This is a genomic window from Burkholderia sp. Nafp2/4-1b, from assembly GCF_003635165.1.
Taxonomy (GTDB): Bacteria; Pseudomonadota; Gammaproteobacteria; order Burkholderiales; family Burkholderiaceae; genus Burkholderia.
The window spans coordinates 18,412-35,531 of the sequence record NZ_ML058620.1; the positions used below are offsets into that span (position 1 = coordinate 18,412).

Consider the following 17,120-nt stretch of genomic DNA (forward strand, 5'->3'; position numbering starts at 1 on the left):
CCACGCCGTGGAGGAGACACGATCATGAATCAATCACAGAAGACGTCGCGCGACACAGCGGGTCCCGCCATGCCGAAGCGCCCCTGGTATCGCAGGCTCGGCATGCAGGTGCTCGCCTCACTGCTGCTCGGCATCGTTGTCGGGCTAATGTTCCCGAAATTCGCCACGCAACTGAAGATCCTCGGCGACGTTTTCCTCGCGCTGATCAAGGCCGGCGTCGCGCCGCTCGTCTTCCTGACGATCGTGCACGGCATTGCGTCCGCCGGCGATGTGAAGAGTGCCGGCCGAGTCGGCTGGCGCGCGATCATTTACTTCGAAGTCGTGTCCACGATTGCACTGGCATTCGGCCTGTTCGCCGGCAACCTGCTGCAACCTGGTCAAGGAATGACGTCCGTCGCGCTCAACAAGGTGCCGGTCGCCGCGGCCAAAGCGGCGCCGCAAGGGTTCACGGAGTTCGTGATGCATCTCGTGCCGGACAACTTCATCGGCGCATTCGCGAAAGGCGAGCTGCTGCAGGTGGTCGTGCTCGCGGTGATGGTCGGCATCGGCATTCTCGCGATTCCCGAAGCGAGACGCGCACGCGTCAACGACGGGCTCGACCAGATCTCCGAAGTGCTGTTCTCGTTCATCAATCTCGTGATGAAGCTCGCACCGTTGGGCACTTTCGGCGCGATCGCCTTTGCGGTCGGCAGCAACGGGACAGCGGTGCTGATCGCGCTGGCGCAGCTCGTGCTCAGTTTCTATGCCGTCGTCCTGCTGTTCATCGCCGTCGTGATGGGCGTCATCGCGAAACTGGCCGGCTTCAGCATGTGGCGCTTCCTGCGCTACATCAAGGACGAGATCCTGATCGTGCTGGGGACGGCATCGTCGGAAAGCGCGCTTCCACGCCTGCTGATCAAGCTCGAGCGGCTCGGCTGCGCAAAACAGACCGTCGGGCTCGTGTTGCCGACCGGCTATGCATTCAATCTCGACGGGACGTCCATTTTCATGTCGATGGGCGTGATGTTCATCGCCCATGCGTACAACATACCGCTCACGCTCGAGCACCAGCTTGGAATTCTGTTGCTGATGCTCATGACGTCCAAAGGCGCCGCGACGGTATCAGGCGGGTCGTTCGTCGTGTTCGCCGCTACGGTGACGTCGACCGGCATGTTGCCGGTGGAAGGGCTCGCGCTGATCTTCGGTGTCTACCGCTTCATGTCGATGGCGATCGCAACGTGCAACACGATCGGCAACAGCGTGGCCACGGTGGTCGTCGCGAAGTGGTCCGGTACGTTCGACGAGACCGTCGCGCAACGCCATCTCTATCCCGAGCGCCATCCCGAAACAGCGCGGGAGGATGCGCGGTTGGACGATACCAATCTGCGACGCGGCGAAAGCCCGGCACGGCAGTAGTGCCGCTCGGCAGTGCCATGGTTTGAAGAATGGATAGCTCTATCGCAACACCGACGCGCAAACGACGAACGGGACGGCGAATCGGATAGCGTTGTGCGGGCGCGGCTCGGTGCACGGTTGCACCGAGCCGCCAGTGCGAATTTCGACACCCTTACGCTGACGCGTAACGATTGCGGGGATAAGCTACGTCGAGATGATCGCGCAAGGTTACGCCTTGATACTCGGCACGGAACAGTCCACGCTCCCGCAGGATCGGCACCACCTGCTCGACGAAGTCGGTGAACGCCGTTGGCGTGCCGCCACCGACGATGAAACCGTCCGCGGCGTCGGCTTCGAACCATTCCTGCAAGCCGTTCGCAACGTGCTCGGGCGTACCGATGAAACGCGGCCGCGGTGCAGCCGCTTCGAGCCCGACCTGGCGCAACGTCAGTCCGCGCTCGCGCGCATTGCGCTTGATCTCGTCGGTTCCGCTGCGGAAACTGTTGCTGCCGAGGTCGCCCAGCTCGGGAAACGGCTCGTCGAGCGGATACTGGCCGAAATCGTGATGTTCGAAAAATCGGCCGAGATGGTCGAGCGCGCTGCCGACCGTGATCAGTTTCAGGCTCTCCTGGTATTGCTGCTCCGCGTCCTCGGCCGTGCGCCCGACGATCACGCCGATCCCCTGGAAAATCTTCAGCTCGTCGGGGTGACGGCCCTGCTCGATCAGTTGGCGCTTGAGATCCGCATAGAATTCGCGCGCCTGGGCGAGCGTATCGTGATGGGTGAAGACGGCATCCGCGTGCGTGGCCGCGAGCTGCTTGCCGGCATCGGACGCGCCGGCCTGGAACAGGATCGGGCGAGCCTGCGGCGAACGCCCGACGTTCAGCGGCCCCTCGACCGAGAAATACTTGCCCTTGTGATTGAGCGTATGGAGCTTGGCCGGATCGAAGAACACGCCGCTCGCACGGTCGCGCACGAACGCGTCTTCCTCCCATGAATCCCAGAGCCCTTTTGTCACTTCGAGATATTCGTCGGCGATCCGGTAACGTTCGTCATGTTCGGGATGCTCGGTGCGCGAGAAATTCCGTGCGGAACCTTCGAGCGGCGACGTCACGACGTTCCAGCCTGCGCGCCCCCGGCTCAGGTGGTCCAGGCTCGCGAACTGCCGGGCAACGGTGAACGGTTCGCTGTACGACGTCGACAGCGTGCCCACCAGCCCCACCCGCTCGGTGACGGCCGACAGTGCCGACAACAGCGTGAGCGGCTCGAAGCGATTCAGGAAGTGCGGGATCGATTTCGCGTTGATATGCAAGCCGTCCGCGACGAACACGAAATCGAACTTTGCGGCCTCGGCCTGGCGCGCCACGCGCTTGGCGAAATCCGGATTGATGCTCGCGTCGATTACCGCGTCGGGATGGCGCCAGCCGGCGTAATGTCCGCCGGGACCGTGGATCGTCGCGCCAAGATGGATCTGCCTGGAACGCCCGTTCTGCCGCACTGCCTGCGTTTCGCTCATGATCGAATATTCGTTTGTTGTACTGAGATTAAAGGTAAAGGCGCTTTCTCGCCTGTGCCGACTTCACCTGTGCCGAGGATCGGGAAACATCGATTGCGCGATGCTAGCCGGCGCTTTCGAACGACTCATTGCGAGAACTGCTCGCTGCCGATCAATCCGATCTTCGTCGCACCTTCGCGCTGCGCGGAGGCCAGCACTTCGGCCACCGCCTTGTAAGGGGCGGACTTGTCGGGGCGCAACCGGATCTCGTCCTGGTCGGCCTCGGCCGCTACCTCGCGGAACTTCGCGTCCAGCCCCGCACCGCCGTGAACCGCCACGCCGTTCCAGTTGACCGTCCCGTCCGCGCCGATGTCGATCTGCACCACCTGGGGCGGATGCGGCGGCACCGGCGGATTCCCGACCGGCAGGTTCATCTTCACCGAATGCATCTGGATCGGGATCGTGATGATCAACATGATCAGCAGCACCAGCATCACGTCGATCAACGGTGTGGTGTTGATGTCGACCATCACCTCGGGGTCGTCCCGGCTTGCACCGGAGCCTGCGTTCATACCCATCGTTCGAACTCCCTAGCCGCCCCGTGCGGGCGGTTGCGTTATGAAGGCGACCTTGCCGATCCCGGCCCGCTCGCACGCGGTCACGACCTTGCCGATGTACTGATAGGGCGTGGCCTGGTCGCCGCGCACGTGCACGTCCGGCTGCGGCGCCTGCGCCGACACGTCTTTCAGACGCGCCACCAGCGTCGGCAGGTCCAGATGCTCCGTGCCCCAGAACACGTCGCCCTGCCGGTTCACCGCGATCTCGATGCTTTTCGGCTGCGTCTGCAGCGGCTGGACGCGCTCCGCCGGCAACTGCACCTGGATCGTATGGGTCACCACCGGGATCGTGATCAGGAAGATGATCAGCAATACCAGCATCACGTCCACGAGCGGCGTCGTGTTGATCGCCGAGATGACCTCGTCGTTGTCGTCACCGCCGACACTGATTGCCATGACGCGCCCCGCTTATGACTGAACCGCCAGCGCCTGCGGCGCCTGGGCCGCCGGCGTCGCGACGCTGCCCGCCGCGCGTCTGCCGCCCGCGAGCAATACGGTGTGCAGTTGCGCCCCGAAGTCGCGCACGCGCTCCATCACGGACTTGTTGCGGCGCACGAGGAAGTTGTAGCCGAGCACGGCCGGCACGGCCACCGCCAGACCGATCGCGGTCATGATCAGCGCCTCGCCCACCGGGCCGGCAACCTTGTCGATCGACGCCTGACCCGCGATGCCGATGGCGGTCAGCGCGTGATAGATGCCCCACACGGTGCCGAACAGGCCGACGAACGGCGCGGTGGAACCCACCGTGCCGAGAAACGCCAGGCCGTCTTGCAGCCGGTTCGACACGCTGGTGATCGAACGCTCGATGTTCAGGTCGATCCAGGTATTGCGGTCGACCGAATCGAGCAACGCGGTGTCGTGGTGCTCGCCCGCTTCGATCGCATTCTCGGCGATGAAGCGAAACGGCGATGCATCGTCGAGCTGGGCCGCGCCCTCGGCCAGCGTCGGCGCATTCCAGACCTGCTCGTCGGCCGATTTCGCGCGGCCGTTCGCCCGCACCTGCTCGACGAACTTGGTGATCATGATGTACCAGCTGCCGAGCGACATGACCACGAGCAGCCCGAGCACGAAGCGGGCGACGAAGTCGCCGTTCGCCCACAGGGCACCCAATCCGTACGGATTCTCGACGGTTGCCGACGTCGCCGGCGCGGGCGGCGGCACCGCATGATCGACCGCACTTGCGACAGCCGGTGCCGCCGAGGTCAGTGCCACGCCGGAGCCCGCCTGGCTCGGCGTGGATGCCGCCGCTTGCTGTGCAAGCACGGCTTGCGGTGCGACCAGCGTGCCGCCGATGCCGGCCGTGATCATCAGACTTGCCGCGATCGCGGCGCGAAAGCGCTTGTTCATAAGGACTCCGTATGCGTCATGTGTCGATTCGAAAAACCGGCCCGGTCGAACGGCTTGCCGCGGCCTGCGTCAATTCAGGTTGAAGGAAAACGGTACGCGCACGCGCACGGGCTGCCCCTGCGCAATGCAGTGAAACCGCTTGACGGCGTTGAGCGCCGCACGGTTGAGCACCGGGTCGGCCGGTTGCGCGAGCCGCAGGTTCGTCACGTGCCCGTCCGGGTCCACCGTAAATTCGACCGCGACATCGCCCGTGATGTTGTTGTCCTGCGCCTCCGGCGGATAGACGATCGACGATCGGACTTCATCCGAATTCGGGCAGACCACGCCGACCTCGTGGTTCACCGGCTTCGCGACCGGCACCGGCACCGGCGCCGGCGCGGGGGGCGCCTCGTGCACGGGGGCGCTCGGCGCCGGCACGTCCTGGTGCGTGATGGTCGGCTGCGGCGGCGCCTGCACGCGCACCTCGGGCGGCGGCACGTACGGCGGCGGCGGTGCGACTCGCGGCTTCGACACGACCTTCTCGACCGGCTTCGGCGGAGGGGGCGGCGGCGGTGGCTTCACCGGCACGATGATCCGGGTCTCGATCGGTTGCTGGACGATCTGGACGACCCGGGTCGCGAGACCGTTCACGAGCGCCCAGATCAGGACGAGATGCAGGGCGATAGCGATCGCGATGCCGCCGAAGCGACGTACCGGATGAGTCTGCTTGTTGCCGAAGCGGCGCGGGCGGCCGATTGCGGCGAGCCGGGATTGAGAAGCGGTTGTCATGTTCGGTCCAGTTGCAACGAGGTCGAAGGTGCGTCGCCGCCGGCTCGCCACGCGCCGCGAGCCGTGCGCACGCGCCGGACACACGCGGCATGCCCGGCTGCGTCCGGTCCATCGCCGACTTCGGCCTCGTGCTCCATTCGATGGAATGTCATGTCGATCGCATCAGGCCGCGGCGGCCTCTCGCCGGCCGACCGGCTGCCAGCCGAGTGCCGGGGCGATACGCGTGATGAAGTCCTCGAGAATCTGCCGGTAATTCTCGAACGGCAGGTCGTAAGGCAGTTCGAGGCGCAGCTCCCGCACCTGTCCGACCACCGGGTCGGCCAGCAGCCGCTCCACGATCTCGTCCGACGTGCCGACGAGATCCGGCGCGAACAGCGTGCGCCGCTCGCCCTGCGGCGCGAGCGTGCGCGCATGGCGGCCGTCGGCAAACGCGCGATAGCGTTCGCGCTCGCGCGCATTCGCACTGTCGGTCGGCACGATCACGCGCCCGAGCGCAATACGCGGAGCGTGGGCTTCGCTCCAGTGCGCGCGGTACAACTCGAGCTGCCGGAGCTGGGCATCGACGTAACTGTCGGTTCCCTCGCCCGTGGTCAGGTTGCCGATCAGCAGGTTGAAGCCGTTTCTGGCGGCCCACTCGATGGAGCGCCTCGACCCGCCTCCATACCAGAGCCGGCCCGTCAATCCGGGCGCATAAGGGCTCACGCGCGGTCGCACCCGGCCCGCGGCCGACTCGACGAAGGTGTCGTCGTCGCCGAGCCAGTCGCCGGCGAGATTGCGGCGCAGGCGCGCCACGCGTGCATGCGAGAAGTCGACCAGATCCGGATCGGTATCGAACAACCGCTCGCCGAGCAGCGCGCCGTGATTCGGCGCGCCCGCGCTGAGTCCGACGTTGAGCCGGCCGTGCGACAGCACGTCGACGGTCGCGAGATCCTCGGCCAGCCTGAAAGGATTCTCGTAGCCCATCTGGATCACCGCCGCACCGAGTCCGATCCGGGTCGTCCGCTGGCTCGCGGCCGCGAGAAACGTGGCGGCCGACGACACGGCACGCTCGAGATGGCGCTGCCGTACCCACGCGCTGTCGTAACCGAGCGCCTCGCCCGCGCGGAACAGTTCGAGCGTCCGCTCGAATCCCGCGCTCGCGTCCTCGTCGGGATAATTCCCCGGTGTCAGGAAGGCAATATGATCAATGCGTACGTTGCTCACCTTTTTCATCCTTCGTCATTTGCCGTGGCGCCGCCCATGTCGCCCACGCGATACGCCGGCGGATACTGCCGCCATGCACGGCACACCTACGACAGCACCTTCGACAGAAACTCGCGCGTACGCGGATGTGCAGGAGCCGCCAGCACCACTGACGGCGGCCCCGACTCCACGACGCGCCCGCCATCCATGAATACGATCGTGTCCGCCACTTCCCGCGCAAAACCGATTTCGTGCGTCACGATGATCAGCGTGGTGCCGGAACGGGCAAGCTGGCGAATCACGTCGAGCACTTCGTTCACGAGTTCCGGGTCGAGCGCGGAAGTCGGCTCGTCGAACAGCAACACCTTGGGCTTCAGCGCAAGCGCACGCGCGATGGCGACGCGCTGCTGCTGCCCGCCGGACAACTGACGCGGCCACGCGTCGGCCTTGCCGGCCAGACCCACGCGCGCGAGCAGCGTGCGTGCTTCCGCTTCCGCCTGGGCACGCGACAGGCCGGCCGCGACCGGCGCCTCTACGATGTTCTCGAGCACGGTCAAATGCGGAAACAGGTTGAAGCTCTGGAACACCATGCCGACTTCGGCGCGGCGGCGCAGGATGTCCTTTTCCTTGAGCTCGTAAAGCGTGCGGCCGTCGCGGCGATAGCCGACCAGCTCGCCGTCGATGTCGATGAACCCTTCGTCCACGCGCTCGAGATGGTTGATGGTGCGCAACAGCGTCGACTTGCCGGATCCCGACTGCCCGAGCACGACCGTCACGCTTCCCGACGGAATCGCCAGCGACACGTTGTCGAGCACCTTCAGCGACCCGAAGCTCTTCGACACGCGATGAATGCCGACGGCCGCGCCGACACGCTGCTTCGCCCACCCGGCCGCTTCCGCGTCCGGCGCTGCAGCGTCGTCCGGCCGCGCGCCGGCCGCCGGGCCCCGGAACAGCAGCGCGTCGACTGCAAGGCTGCCTCTGCGCAGGACCGCGGAGAGGCCCGATACGGCGACCGGGTCGCGCGTCGCGCCGCGCGCATAGTGGCGCTCGATATGCAGCTGGATCGCCGACAGCGCGGTCAGGATGACCAGATACCAGACGGTCGCGACCATCAGCATCGGGATCACTTCGAGGTTGCGGTGGTAAATGATCTGCACGGTGTAGAACAGATCCGGCATCGCGAGGATATAGACGACCGCCGTACCCTTCGCGAGCCCGATCACGTCATTGAACGCGGCAGGCAGGATCGCGCGCATCGCCTGAGGCAACACGATGCGCCAGGTCTGCCGCGCGCGCGGCAGGCCGAGCGCGGCCGCGGCCTCGCGTTGCCCGTGGTCGACCGACAAGATGCCGCCGCGGATCGCCTCCGCCGCAAACGCGGCCTGGGTCAGCGTGAGCCCGAGAATGGCCGCCATGAACGGCGTGATCAGATCCGTGGTCGGGCCGTGCAGGAACACGATGTCCGTGAACGGGATTCCCAGCCTGACCGTGTCGTACAGATAGCCGAGATTGTTCAGCAATAGCAGCAGAACGATGGTCGGAATCGAGCGGAACAACCAGATGTACGCCCACGAGCACGACGACAACAGCGGCGAACGCGAGAGCCGCGCGAGCGCGAGCGGAATGGCCAGCGCGAAGCCGAGCACCGCGCCGAGCGCCGTCAACAGCAGCGTCTGCCCAAGGCCCGCGAGCACGGCCTCCGAGAAAAACCAATGCCCAAAGACGTTCCAGCCCCAGCGCGGGTTGCCGAGCACCGAATAGAGAACGGAAGCGATCAGCACGATCGCCGCGACGGTGCCGGCCGTTCTCGCCGGATAGCGGGCGGGAACGACGCGGTAATCCGCGTAGTCGGGGTCCACCGGTGCCGCAGCGTCGGGCACGAACGGTGCATGGCCGGCAATCCGGGAGAGGTCGTTCATCACGCAGTCTCTGCGGTTGCGTAGCGGCTCGCGCGACGCGGCAAGCCGAGATGGTCGCGCAGCGTGGCACCCGGCAACGCGCGGTGGTAGCGGCCCCGCGCTTCGAGCGCCGGAATCACGTAACGGACGAAATCCTCGAGTCCTTCGGTCTGCACCTGGAAGCCGAGGATGAAGCCGTCGGCCGCACCTGCATCGAACCAGCGGATCAGTTCGTCCGCGACCTCCTCGCCGGTACCGATGAATCCGGGTTTCGGCGTCGCGACTTCAAGCGCCACTTCCCGGAGCGTCGAACCGTGTTTCCTGGCCTCTTCCTTGATGCGATCGGTCGTGGAACGGAAACTGTTCTTGCCGAGCTCACCCAGCTCCGGAAGCGGCGCGTCGAGCGGATACTGCGAAAAATCGTGATGCTCGAAGAAGCGGCCGAGGTAGGCCAACGCTTCGTCGATCGTGAGCAGGTCGCGGATCGCGCGGTACTTTTCGTCGGCTTCTTCGCGCGTCGCGCCGACGATCGGCCCGATGCCGGGGAAGATCTTCACGTCGGTTCGTGCGCGACCGTGCGCCACCGCGCTGTCGCGCACGCGTTCGGCGAAATCACGCGTCTCGTCGAGCGACGGCGCATGGGTAAACACGGCATCGGCATACTTGCCGGCCAGCGCGATGCCGGCATCCGACGATCCAGCCTGGAAGATCACCGGCTGCCCTTGCGGCGAGCGCTGGATGTTCAGCGGCCCGGCCACGTCGAAAAAGCGGCCCTTGTGATTCAGCGTATGCAGCTTGTCGCGGTCAAAGAAGCGGCCGCTCGCGCGGTCGCGCACGAACGCGTCGTCGTCCCAGCTGTCCCACAGGCCTTGCACCGTCTCGAGATATTCGTCGGCGATCTCGTAACGCAGCGCATGGTCCGGATGTTCGCCGCCGTAGTTCTTCGCGGACCCTTCGAGCGGCGACGTCACGACGTTCCATCCGGCACGGCCGCCGCTGATCAGGTCGAGCGATGGGAACTGGCGCGCCACCGTGAACGGATGGCTGTACGACGTGGACAGCGTGCCGGCCAGCCCGATCTTCGAGGTCGCCGTCGCAAGCGCGGACAGGATCGAGATCGGCTCGAAGCGGTTCAGGAAATGCGGGATCGATTTCTCGTTGATGTAGAGGCCGTCCGCGACGAACACGAATGCCACGCCGTTGGCTTCAGCCTTCTGCGCGATGCCGGTCACGAAATCGATATTGACGCTCGCATCGGCAGGGCCGGCCGGATGCTTCCACGAATTCATGTGGCCGCCGGCGCCGTGAAGGATCAGTCCGAATGTCAGGTTACGTTGGGTCATGGTCAAATCCGCACGCGGAAGAAGGAAAGAGGGCGATCGCCATCAAACGCCGATCGGCTGCTCGACGCGTGCCAGCGCTTCGAGCGATGCGAGACGTTTCGCCGGGTCCGTCACCGGGTTGTCGATCACGAACTCGTCGATCCCGAAGCGCTCATGCAGCGCATCCAGCTCCCGGTGCACCTCTTGCGCCGTGCCGGCCAGCACCTGCGGATGCAGCTCGTCGATCCGGTAGTCGGTCACGCCGATCTGGCGCGCAAAGTCGGCCGCCGCCTCCGCACTTTGCAGGTTGACGCTCTGCCCGTTCCCGAAGCGCAGCTTGAAGATCCTCAGCGCGCCGACCTGACGCTTCGCGTCCTCGGACGATTGCGCGGCGACCGCGAACAGTGCGAGCAGCGGCACCTGGCCCGTCGCGCTGCGATAGACGTCGATCGACCGCTCGATATTGGCAATGTCGCCGTTGAAGTGGCCTGCGTAACAGAACTGCCAGCCGTGTCGCGCAGCCAGTTCGGCGCTTTCCGGACTGCCGCCCAGCAGGATTCGCTGCGGCGGCTCCGCAGGCGCAGGCAGTGCGAGCGCACCGGCGAGCGGATGATCCGGCGCGACGCCGTCGCCGAGAAACGCATCGAGCTCGGCGAGTTGCCCGGCGAAATCCGGCTTCTTCGACTTGTCGTGAAACCACTGCAATGCGCGCGTGGTGAGCGGCAGCCCGCCGGGCGCCTTGCCCACGCCGAGGTCGACGCGGCCGGGCGCGATGGAAGCCAGCACGCGAAACGACTCGGCGACTTTGTAAGGACTGTAATGCTGAAGCATCACGCCGCCCGACCCAACGCGAATCCGGCGCGTATGCGCGAGCAAATGCGACACGACGATTTCCGGTGCCGAACTCGCGAGACCCGGCGCGCCGTGGTGTTCCGCGATCCAGTAGCGCTTGTAGCCGAGTGCTTCGGCACGCTTGGCGAGCGTGATCGTGAAACTCAGTGCGTCATGCGCGGTTGCCCCTTCTGCAATCGGGCTTTTGTCGAGAATCGAAAGGGAATAAGACATGAAGCTCAACCTTGTAGAACGGCTGACCCGCTGAAACGAAGCGGCGTCCAGCGGGTGCCGATACAGCCGGATATGACGAACAGATCATTCATTATGGATAACGGATCATCTGGCCGTTACGGTCATTTCTGCTATGGATATGGTCGTTCGATCAGAACAGATAGCGCGCTCGCAGATAATAAAATCCGCCGTTGACGCCGATCGTGCTGCCGCCGCTGTACTGGATGCCCTCCAGTTGCGCTTCAACCGGCAACTTGCTCGGGCGAACGTCGAACAGGTTTTGCGCGCCCGCCGCGATCTGGAAGTTCTTGGTCACGTCATAGCGCACTTCGACGTCGGTCACATATCGCGCGGCCTCCTCGTAGTGGACGAACTGCGTGGTCGAGAACGCGTTCGGGCCGACAAAGTACGTCCCCTCACCCGAGGTCTTCCCGTAGCGCGTTTCATGCAGCGTGACCGCCCACTTGTCGAGACGCCAGGTGCCGCCGAGGATGATCTTGTTCTTCGGTGTCGTGGTGGACAGCGATGCGATCTGTTGTCCGTTCAGCGACGGTTTCCCGTTCGATCCGTTCGCCACGTGCGTGACCGAAGTCGTATTGAGGTTCACCCCTAAATCCCAGTCCACCTGGCCGTAGCGACCGAAGCTGGTGTGATAGGTACCCGCCAGGTCGATGCCGCGCGTGCGCGTATTGGCGCCATTGGTGAAATAACTCGCGCTGACTGCCGATGCCGGCACCGATCCCGGCACCGTCAGGCCCGCGCCTTCGAGCGCGGCGATGGCGGCGGCGCCCGACGCGGTTCCGCCGAGGACGATTCGGTTGCGGATATTGATCTGGTACGCATCGATCGTCAGCTGCAGGTTGCGAACGGGATTGAGCACGAACCCGAAGTTGTAGCTGGTCGACTGCTCGGGCTTCAGCGCCTGCGCACCGATCAGGCGCGCGCCGGCCGATGTCGTTGCGAGGATGCCGCCCACGGACGCCGGCGACGTGGTCACGCTGGTGTAGGACTCCTGCGCCAGCGACGGCGCGCGGAAGCCGGAACTCACGCTGCCGCGAACCGCAATGGCCGGCGAGAACTGGTAGCGGGTCGAGATCTTGCCGTTGGTGGTATCGCCGACGTCGTTGTAGTGCTCGTAACGGCCCGCCAGATTCACCTGCCATTTCGGCGTCAGGTAGGTCGACAGATCGACGTACGTGCCGATCACGTTGCGCGAGATATCGCTCGCGCTGACCGGCGCCAGGCCCGGCAACGCAGCCGAGCCGCCGTCGATCCACGACGCCTGCTCGCCATTGCGGATCGTGTAGGTTTCGCGACGCTGCTCGACGCCCACGGCGACGTTCAGCGGGGCGGGCAGCAGCGGGACATTGAACGCCCGCGACAAATCCAGGTTGTTCGTCAGCTGGGTGTTGCTGACGGTCGACAGATGGAAAGTGGTCGGCGTGGACCCCGTTGCCGCGTACAACCCCGTGTTGGCGGAATTGCGCATCCCGAACACGCTGTAGTCGCCGCCATAGGTGGTGCTCAGATCCCATGCCCAGCCGAACAGGTTCTTGCCCTTGACGCCGGCCGTCACCGAGTAATCGTTCTCGTTGATCGTTTCGACCGGCACGAACCCGTTCGGGTGGACCTGCGGCAGGACCGACGGCGGCCGAAAGTTCTGGTACGCGTCGCCGTTCCGGTGCGCGTAGGTGCCGAACCCGTAGAGTTCGACGTCGTCGCCGAGGTAGTAGCCGGCGTTGAAGCCGACCGTTTCGCGCGAACTGGAAGGGTCGCCGAGGATCGGGTTGTAATAGCCCTGCCCCTGCGGAAACCGCCCGAAATAGTCGTCGGGCCCCGTGCGGATCGTATGGTTCTGCCGGTCGAATCCCGCGCTCAGATCGAGGAAGCCCTTGTCGGCGAGGTTCAGGCCGATCGTCGCGGATTCGCCGGTCTTGAACCCGTCGCCCGAATACGTCTGCCCGTTGGTCGTCGCGAGTTCACCGCCGCGCGTGTTGCGCTTCAGGATGATGTTGATCACGCCTGCAATCGCATCGGAACCATACTGTGCGGATGCGCCGTCACGCAGCACTTCGATATGGTCGATCAGGCCCACCGGGATGGTATCGATATCCACGCCGGTCGAGCCTTGATTCAGGCCCGGATCCAGCGTGATGTTCGCGGTCGTATGGCGGCGCTTGCCGTTCACGAGCACGAGCACGTGGTCGGGTGTGAGGCCATGCAGCGACAGCGTGTCGGTCAACACGCCGGTATCGCCCGAGTTCGACGTCCGCGTGATCGACGGCGACAGTTTCACCAGCGCATCGCGCAGGTTGGTCTGCCCCGTCGCACGCAACTGATCGCCGCCGATCACGTCGATCGGCGTCAGGCTCTTGCTCGCCCGCGTCTCGGTGCGCGAACCCGTGATCACGACGCGGTCCTGAACCTGTACCTTGCCGTCCGCAGCAGCCGAAGCGGCCGAAGCCGACGAAGCCGACGATGCCGGTGCGACCGCGCTACTGGCCGGCACCGCGGCCGCTGCGGCTCCGTCCACCGCTCCCGGTTCCTGTGCCCAGGCCGCGCCATGAAAAACGCCTGCCGCCACCGCCACCGATATCACTGTCCTGCGTGTCTTCGGCGAAACCCCTTCGCCCCGTGTGTGCCGCATGATTTCTCCGCTCGTTGTCGATCGAAGGCACGCTACGCGATGCCTTTTAGTAGTAGTACATAGGATTATTAAAACGCCCTGCCGCATGACGGCTCGTCTTCAGCCGCTCAAAACCGGATCAGAGATCGGGAAGTCCCGGAGGATTGGTCGAGGCCTTCGTGATCGCCTCGCTTTCGAGATTCCAGCGGCTCAGTACCTGGCGATACTTGCCGTTCTGAATCAGGTCGTTGATTGCATAGGTGATGGGCGCTGCGAGCCCGCCGTCCTTGCGGGTCGTGACAGCCACCTCGGCCGTGTGAGGCCAGCCGCCACTTACCGTGCCGACCTGCCTGATCTTCACCCCCTGACTCACCTGGTAAGCCAACACGGCGTTGACGCTGAAAATCGCATCGGCACGTCCCGATGCCAGGGCCAGCGTGCGTACTGATGGATCCTCGTAATACAGCACGTGAATGGGTTTCAGCCCGTGTGCGACGTTGTCCTTATCCCATGCCAGCAGGATTTTTTCCTGGTTGGTGCCCGAGTCGCCGATCACCCGCAACCCGGCGATATCCTTCGGCTCGCGAATCTGCTTGATCGCGCTGTTCTGCTCGACGTAGAAACCCAGCACGTCGCGGCGATAGGTCGAGAAGTCGAACTTCTGCTTGCGCGCCTCGGTCACGGTCACGTTCGACAGCACCGCGTCGACTTTGCCCGACGCGACGGCGAGCGGCCAGTCCGCCCATGCGAGCGGCACGAGCTTGAGCGTCAGGCCGAGCTCGTCCGCAACCAGTTGCGCGAGATCCGGATCGGCCCCGACGATCGTTTTCGCATCCATGGCATACACGCTGATCGGCGGAACGCTCACCGAGATCCCGACCGTCAGCACGCCCTTTTCGACGAAGCGGAAGTTCTCGGGAATCAACTTGGTGGCCGCCGCATCGGGCGTGACGCGCGGGCGATCATGCTGGTCTGGACTCAGATTCAACGATGGCGCCGACTGCGCGATGCCAGTCACTCCCATAACCACGAAGGCAAACGCACCGGACAATGCCAGACCGATTCCGCGACGACGATTCATTTTTCGATATCCCGTGGAAGTATTCATTCGTCATGCGCCGAACGGCCGACCCAACGCCCTGTCCGGCTTCAAATCCTGCAAGCGATCGGTACGGCCCGGCTCGAGCAGATCCTTTGCGAAAGGCAGTCGCCAATGCACTTCCAATGCGATCGCCGGATCGTATAGCGGTGCGTAGCCGGTGCCGGCATAGAGCGCCGAAGCCTCCGGTTGACGAAATCCGGTCGTCAGATAAACGCGGCGGTATCCCTGCTGCAACGCACGGGCTTCGAGCTCCGCCACCACGCGGCGTGCGACGCCCTGGCGACGCACGCCGGAATGCGCCCAGATGCGCTTGAGCTCGGCGGTCGTTTCGTCGTAGCGCTGAAATGCGCCGCCGCCCACGACTTCGCCACCTCGCCGAATCAGCACGAACGCGCCGTCGGGCGGCGTAAATAGTGCCGCGGGGTACGTCAGGAGTTCATCACGCACGACTTCCGCGGGCACGGAGCGAAAGTCCTGGTAGCGCGTGGAATACTCGACTGACAGCTCGTCGAACATGGGCAGCGCGAGCGGGTCGAGCGGGGATGTGTCGATTACTTCGTCTGTCACTGTTACGCCAGATGCTTCGAGTCATCTGCCTCTGATTTGCCGGATTGGTTCGATTTGTTCGACACGGTTAATTCGTATCGCGTGGCCCAATAGTGCGCGTTAACCATTCACGTGCAAACCAAGCATTTTTGAAATCGTTATGCACACAGATACACATAATCAGGATTACATATCGTAAAGATCGGAATGCGCCATAAATGCGGCTCGCGCTTCACGTCACGCCATCGGACGCTGCGCTCGTCTGCTTGTCCAGTCAGCGCAGGCCGCCACGAACGCACCGGCGACCAGAAGCAATATCGGCATCAACACTTCGACGAACGCATCCCGGTATGCCGCCAAACCGGCTGAAGCCGATGCCTGCATCAGGAAGACGCCGGTTCCCCACGACATGCCGATCGAGCAGGCAAGCCGCTGCGATAACTGCAGAAATCCTGCCGCAAGCCCGCGCCCTTCATCCTGGCCGATCGCCGCGAGCGTCATCGCCTGATTCGGTGCATGAATCAGACCACTGGCGAACCCCTGCAGCAAGACGATCGCGGGATACGAAAATACAAGCCAGCGAACCTCGAAGTATTTGGTCGCCACCCCTTGCGCGGCGACTGCAAACGCATGACACGCTATCGCGAACACCGTCCCGCCACGGCCGAAGCGCCCGACGAAACGCCAGCTCCACATAGCCGATGCGATCGATGCCAGCGCGGCAGGGACCGACAGCGCGGCATAAAGCAGCGGGTCGAGATGCAGACCGTCGAGAGAGAACAATGCACTGACCATCCCGAGTGTGACGCCCGCTGCAAACTGGCACATCGCGACGATCGTACCGAGGACATAGCCGCGGGAGCCGACCAGACTGCGCGACAGAATCGGCGTGCCGCCGCCACGCTGATACGCCGCTTCCCACGCGAGAAACAACGGCAGCCCGGCAAGCGCGACCGCGAGGCAGACGCGCCTTGACGGCATTGCGGCACTCCCAACCAACGTGGCGAGCATCAGCGCGAGCGTGATCGCGGACAGAAGCATCAACCCGATCAGGTCGATCGAAAACCGGCGATCTGACATTCGGTGGCGCGGCAAATACCGGAGCGCCAGATAGAACACGACGATCCCGAACGGAGCATTGACGAGGAACAGCAGCCGCCAGCCCATATCCGGTGGAACCGATGCAAGCACCAGCCCGCCGAGAATCGGCCCGACGAGGCCCGACAAACCGCCTGCCATCGCGTATCGTCCGAGTGCCCTGGCTTGCGCCGAGCCGGCGAACAGATCCTGGATCAAGCCGAATATCTGCGTATTGATCATGCCCGCGCCGAGCCCTTGCAGCACGCGTGCGACGATCACCGTTCGCGCATCGTCGGCCAACCCGCCCAGTACGCTGAAACCGGTGAACATCGCGAGCCCGACCAGAAACAGCAGGCGGCGCCCGATCACGTCGCCGAGCCGGCCGGCGGGGACGAGCGCGATGCCGAACGCAATGGAATAGACCGACGTGATCAGCTGTATTTCGGCTGTCGACGCGCGCAGTCCGCTCCGGAGCGCCGGCACCGCGAGCGTGAAAATCGCCTGATCGAGCAGCGTGGTGAAGCCCATCGCAACGCAGATGCCGAGCACGATGTCGGCACGGGCGCTCGCATTGTGCGAAGCACCGCGCGCGTCGTGCGGCCAACCCGGCAACCTGAACCGGCCGGACGGTCGCGCCTGGGCAACGGCGTCTGCAAGCTCGGCCTGCACGGACGCATGCGGCTCGTCACGAGTCATCG

14 protein-coding genes are annotated in these 17,120 nt (G+C 64.6%); 1 reads left to right on the top strand and 13 read right to left on the bottom strand.

What is annotated here, in order from left to right:
* The first annotated feature begins 24 nt into the window (after positions 1 to 24).
* The gene (locus C7H84_RS28235; RefSeq protein WP_121861877.1) at positions 25 to 1,395 is read left to right on the top strand and encodes a cation:dicarboxylase symporter family transporter; all 1,371 of its coding nucleotides are present in this window, start codon (positions 25 to 27) and stop codon (positions 1,393 to 1,395) included.
* A gap of 151 nt (positions 1,396 to 1,546) precedes the next feature.
* On the opposite strand, the gene C7H84_RS28240 is transcribed toward C7H84_RS28235, so the two are convergent.
* From C7H84_RS28240 to C7H84_RS28300, 13 genes are all read right to left on the bottom strand, one after another.
* Positions 1,547 to 2,890, bottom strand: a complete 1,344-nt coding sequence (locus C7H84_RS28240) for an LLM class flavin-dependent oxidoreductase (RefSeq protein ID WP_121861878.1) — start codon at positions 2,888 to 2,890, stop codon at positions 1,547 to 1,549.
* A 125-nt stretch (positions 2,891 to 3,015) separates the two neighbouring features.
* A complete protein-coding gene (locus tag C7H84_RS28245; protein WP_121861879.1) occupies positions 3,016 to 3,447 on the bottom strand; it encodes a biopolymer transporter ExbD in 432 nt (143 codons plus the stop codon).
* 12 nt (positions 3,448 to 3,459) lie between these two features.
* Entirely contained in the window at positions 3,460 to 3,882 is a 423-nt protein-coding gene (locus C7H84_RS28250; RefSeq protein ID WP_121861880.1) for a biopolymer transporter ExbD, read from the bottom strand.
* A 12-nt stretch (positions 3,883 to 3,894) separates the two neighbouring features.
* Positions 3,895 to 4,833: a MotA/TolQ/ExbB proton channel family protein gene (locus tag C7H84_RS28255; protein WP_121861881.1), complete on the bottom strand. Its 939-nt coding sequence runs from the start codon at positions 4,831 to 4,833 to the stop codon at positions 3,895 to 3,897.
* 69 nt (positions 4,834 to 4,902) lie between these two features.
* Positions 4,903 to 5,601 (bottom strand): energy transducer TonB, encoded by a 699-nt coding sequence (locus C7H84_RS28260; RefSeq protein ID WP_121861882.1) that lies wholly within the window; start codon positions 5,599 to 5,601, stop codon positions 4,903 to 4,905.
* Between the two features lie 162 nt (positions 5,602 to 5,763).
* Positions 5,764 to 6,804 carry an LLM class flavin-dependent oxidoreductase gene (locus tag C7H84_RS28265; protein WP_121861942.1) on the bottom strand — a complete coding sequence of 347 codons (1,041 nt, stop codon included), beginning with the start codon at positions 6,802 to 6,804 and terminating at the stop codon, positions 5,764 to 5,766.
* 86 nt (positions 6,805 to 6,890) lie between these two features.
* On the bottom strand, positions 6,891 to 8,702 hold the full coding sequence (locus tag C7H84_RS37605; RefSeq protein ID WP_121861883.1) for an amino acid ABC transporter permease/ATP-binding protein: 1,812 nt from the start codon (positions 8,700 to 8,702) through the stop codon (positions 6,891 to 6,893).
* Entirely contained in the window at positions 8,702 to 10,024 is a 1,323-nt protein-coding gene (locus C7H84_RS28275; protein WP_121861884.1) for an LLM class flavin-dependent oxidoreductase, read from the bottom strand. Before C7H84_RS28275 ends, C7H84_RS37605 begins: the two co-directional genes overlap by 1 nt.
* Before the next feature lie 42 nt (positions 10,025 to 10,066).
* Entirely contained in the window at positions 10,067 to 11,068 is a 1,002-nt protein-coding gene (locus tag C7H84_RS28280; RefSeq protein ID WP_121861885.1) for an LLM class flavin-dependent oxidoreductase, read from the bottom strand.
* A 151-nt stretch (positions 11,069 to 11,219) separates the two neighbouring features.
* Positions 11,220 to 13,715 carry a TonB-dependent receptor gene (locus tag C7H84_RS28285; RefSeq protein WP_121861886.1) on the bottom strand — a complete coding sequence of 832 codons (2,496 nt, stop codon included), beginning with the start codon at positions 13,713 to 13,715 and terminating at the stop codon, positions 11,220 to 11,222.
* Between the two features lie 118 nt (positions 13,716 to 13,833).
* Positions 13,834 to 14,775, bottom strand: a complete 942-nt coding sequence (locus C7H84_RS28290) for an ABC transporter substrate-binding protein (protein WP_121861887.1) — start codon at positions 14,773 to 14,775, stop codon at positions 13,834 to 13,836.
* A gap of 30 nt (positions 14,776 to 14,805) precedes the next feature.
* On the bottom strand, positions 14,806 to 15,312 hold the full coding sequence (locus tag C7H84_RS28295) for a GNAT family N-acetyltransferase (RefSeq protein ID WP_121861888.1): 507 nt from the start codon (positions 15,310 to 15,312) through the stop codon (positions 14,806 to 14,808).
* 267 nt (positions 15,313 to 15,579) lie between these two features.
* Positions 15,580 to 17,118, bottom strand: a complete 1,539-nt coding sequence (locus tag C7H84_RS28300) for an MFS transporter (RefSeq protein WP_121861889.1) — start codon at positions 17,116 to 17,118, stop codon at positions 15,580 to 15,582.
* Between the last annotated feature and the right edge of the window lie 2 nt (positions 17,119 to 17,120).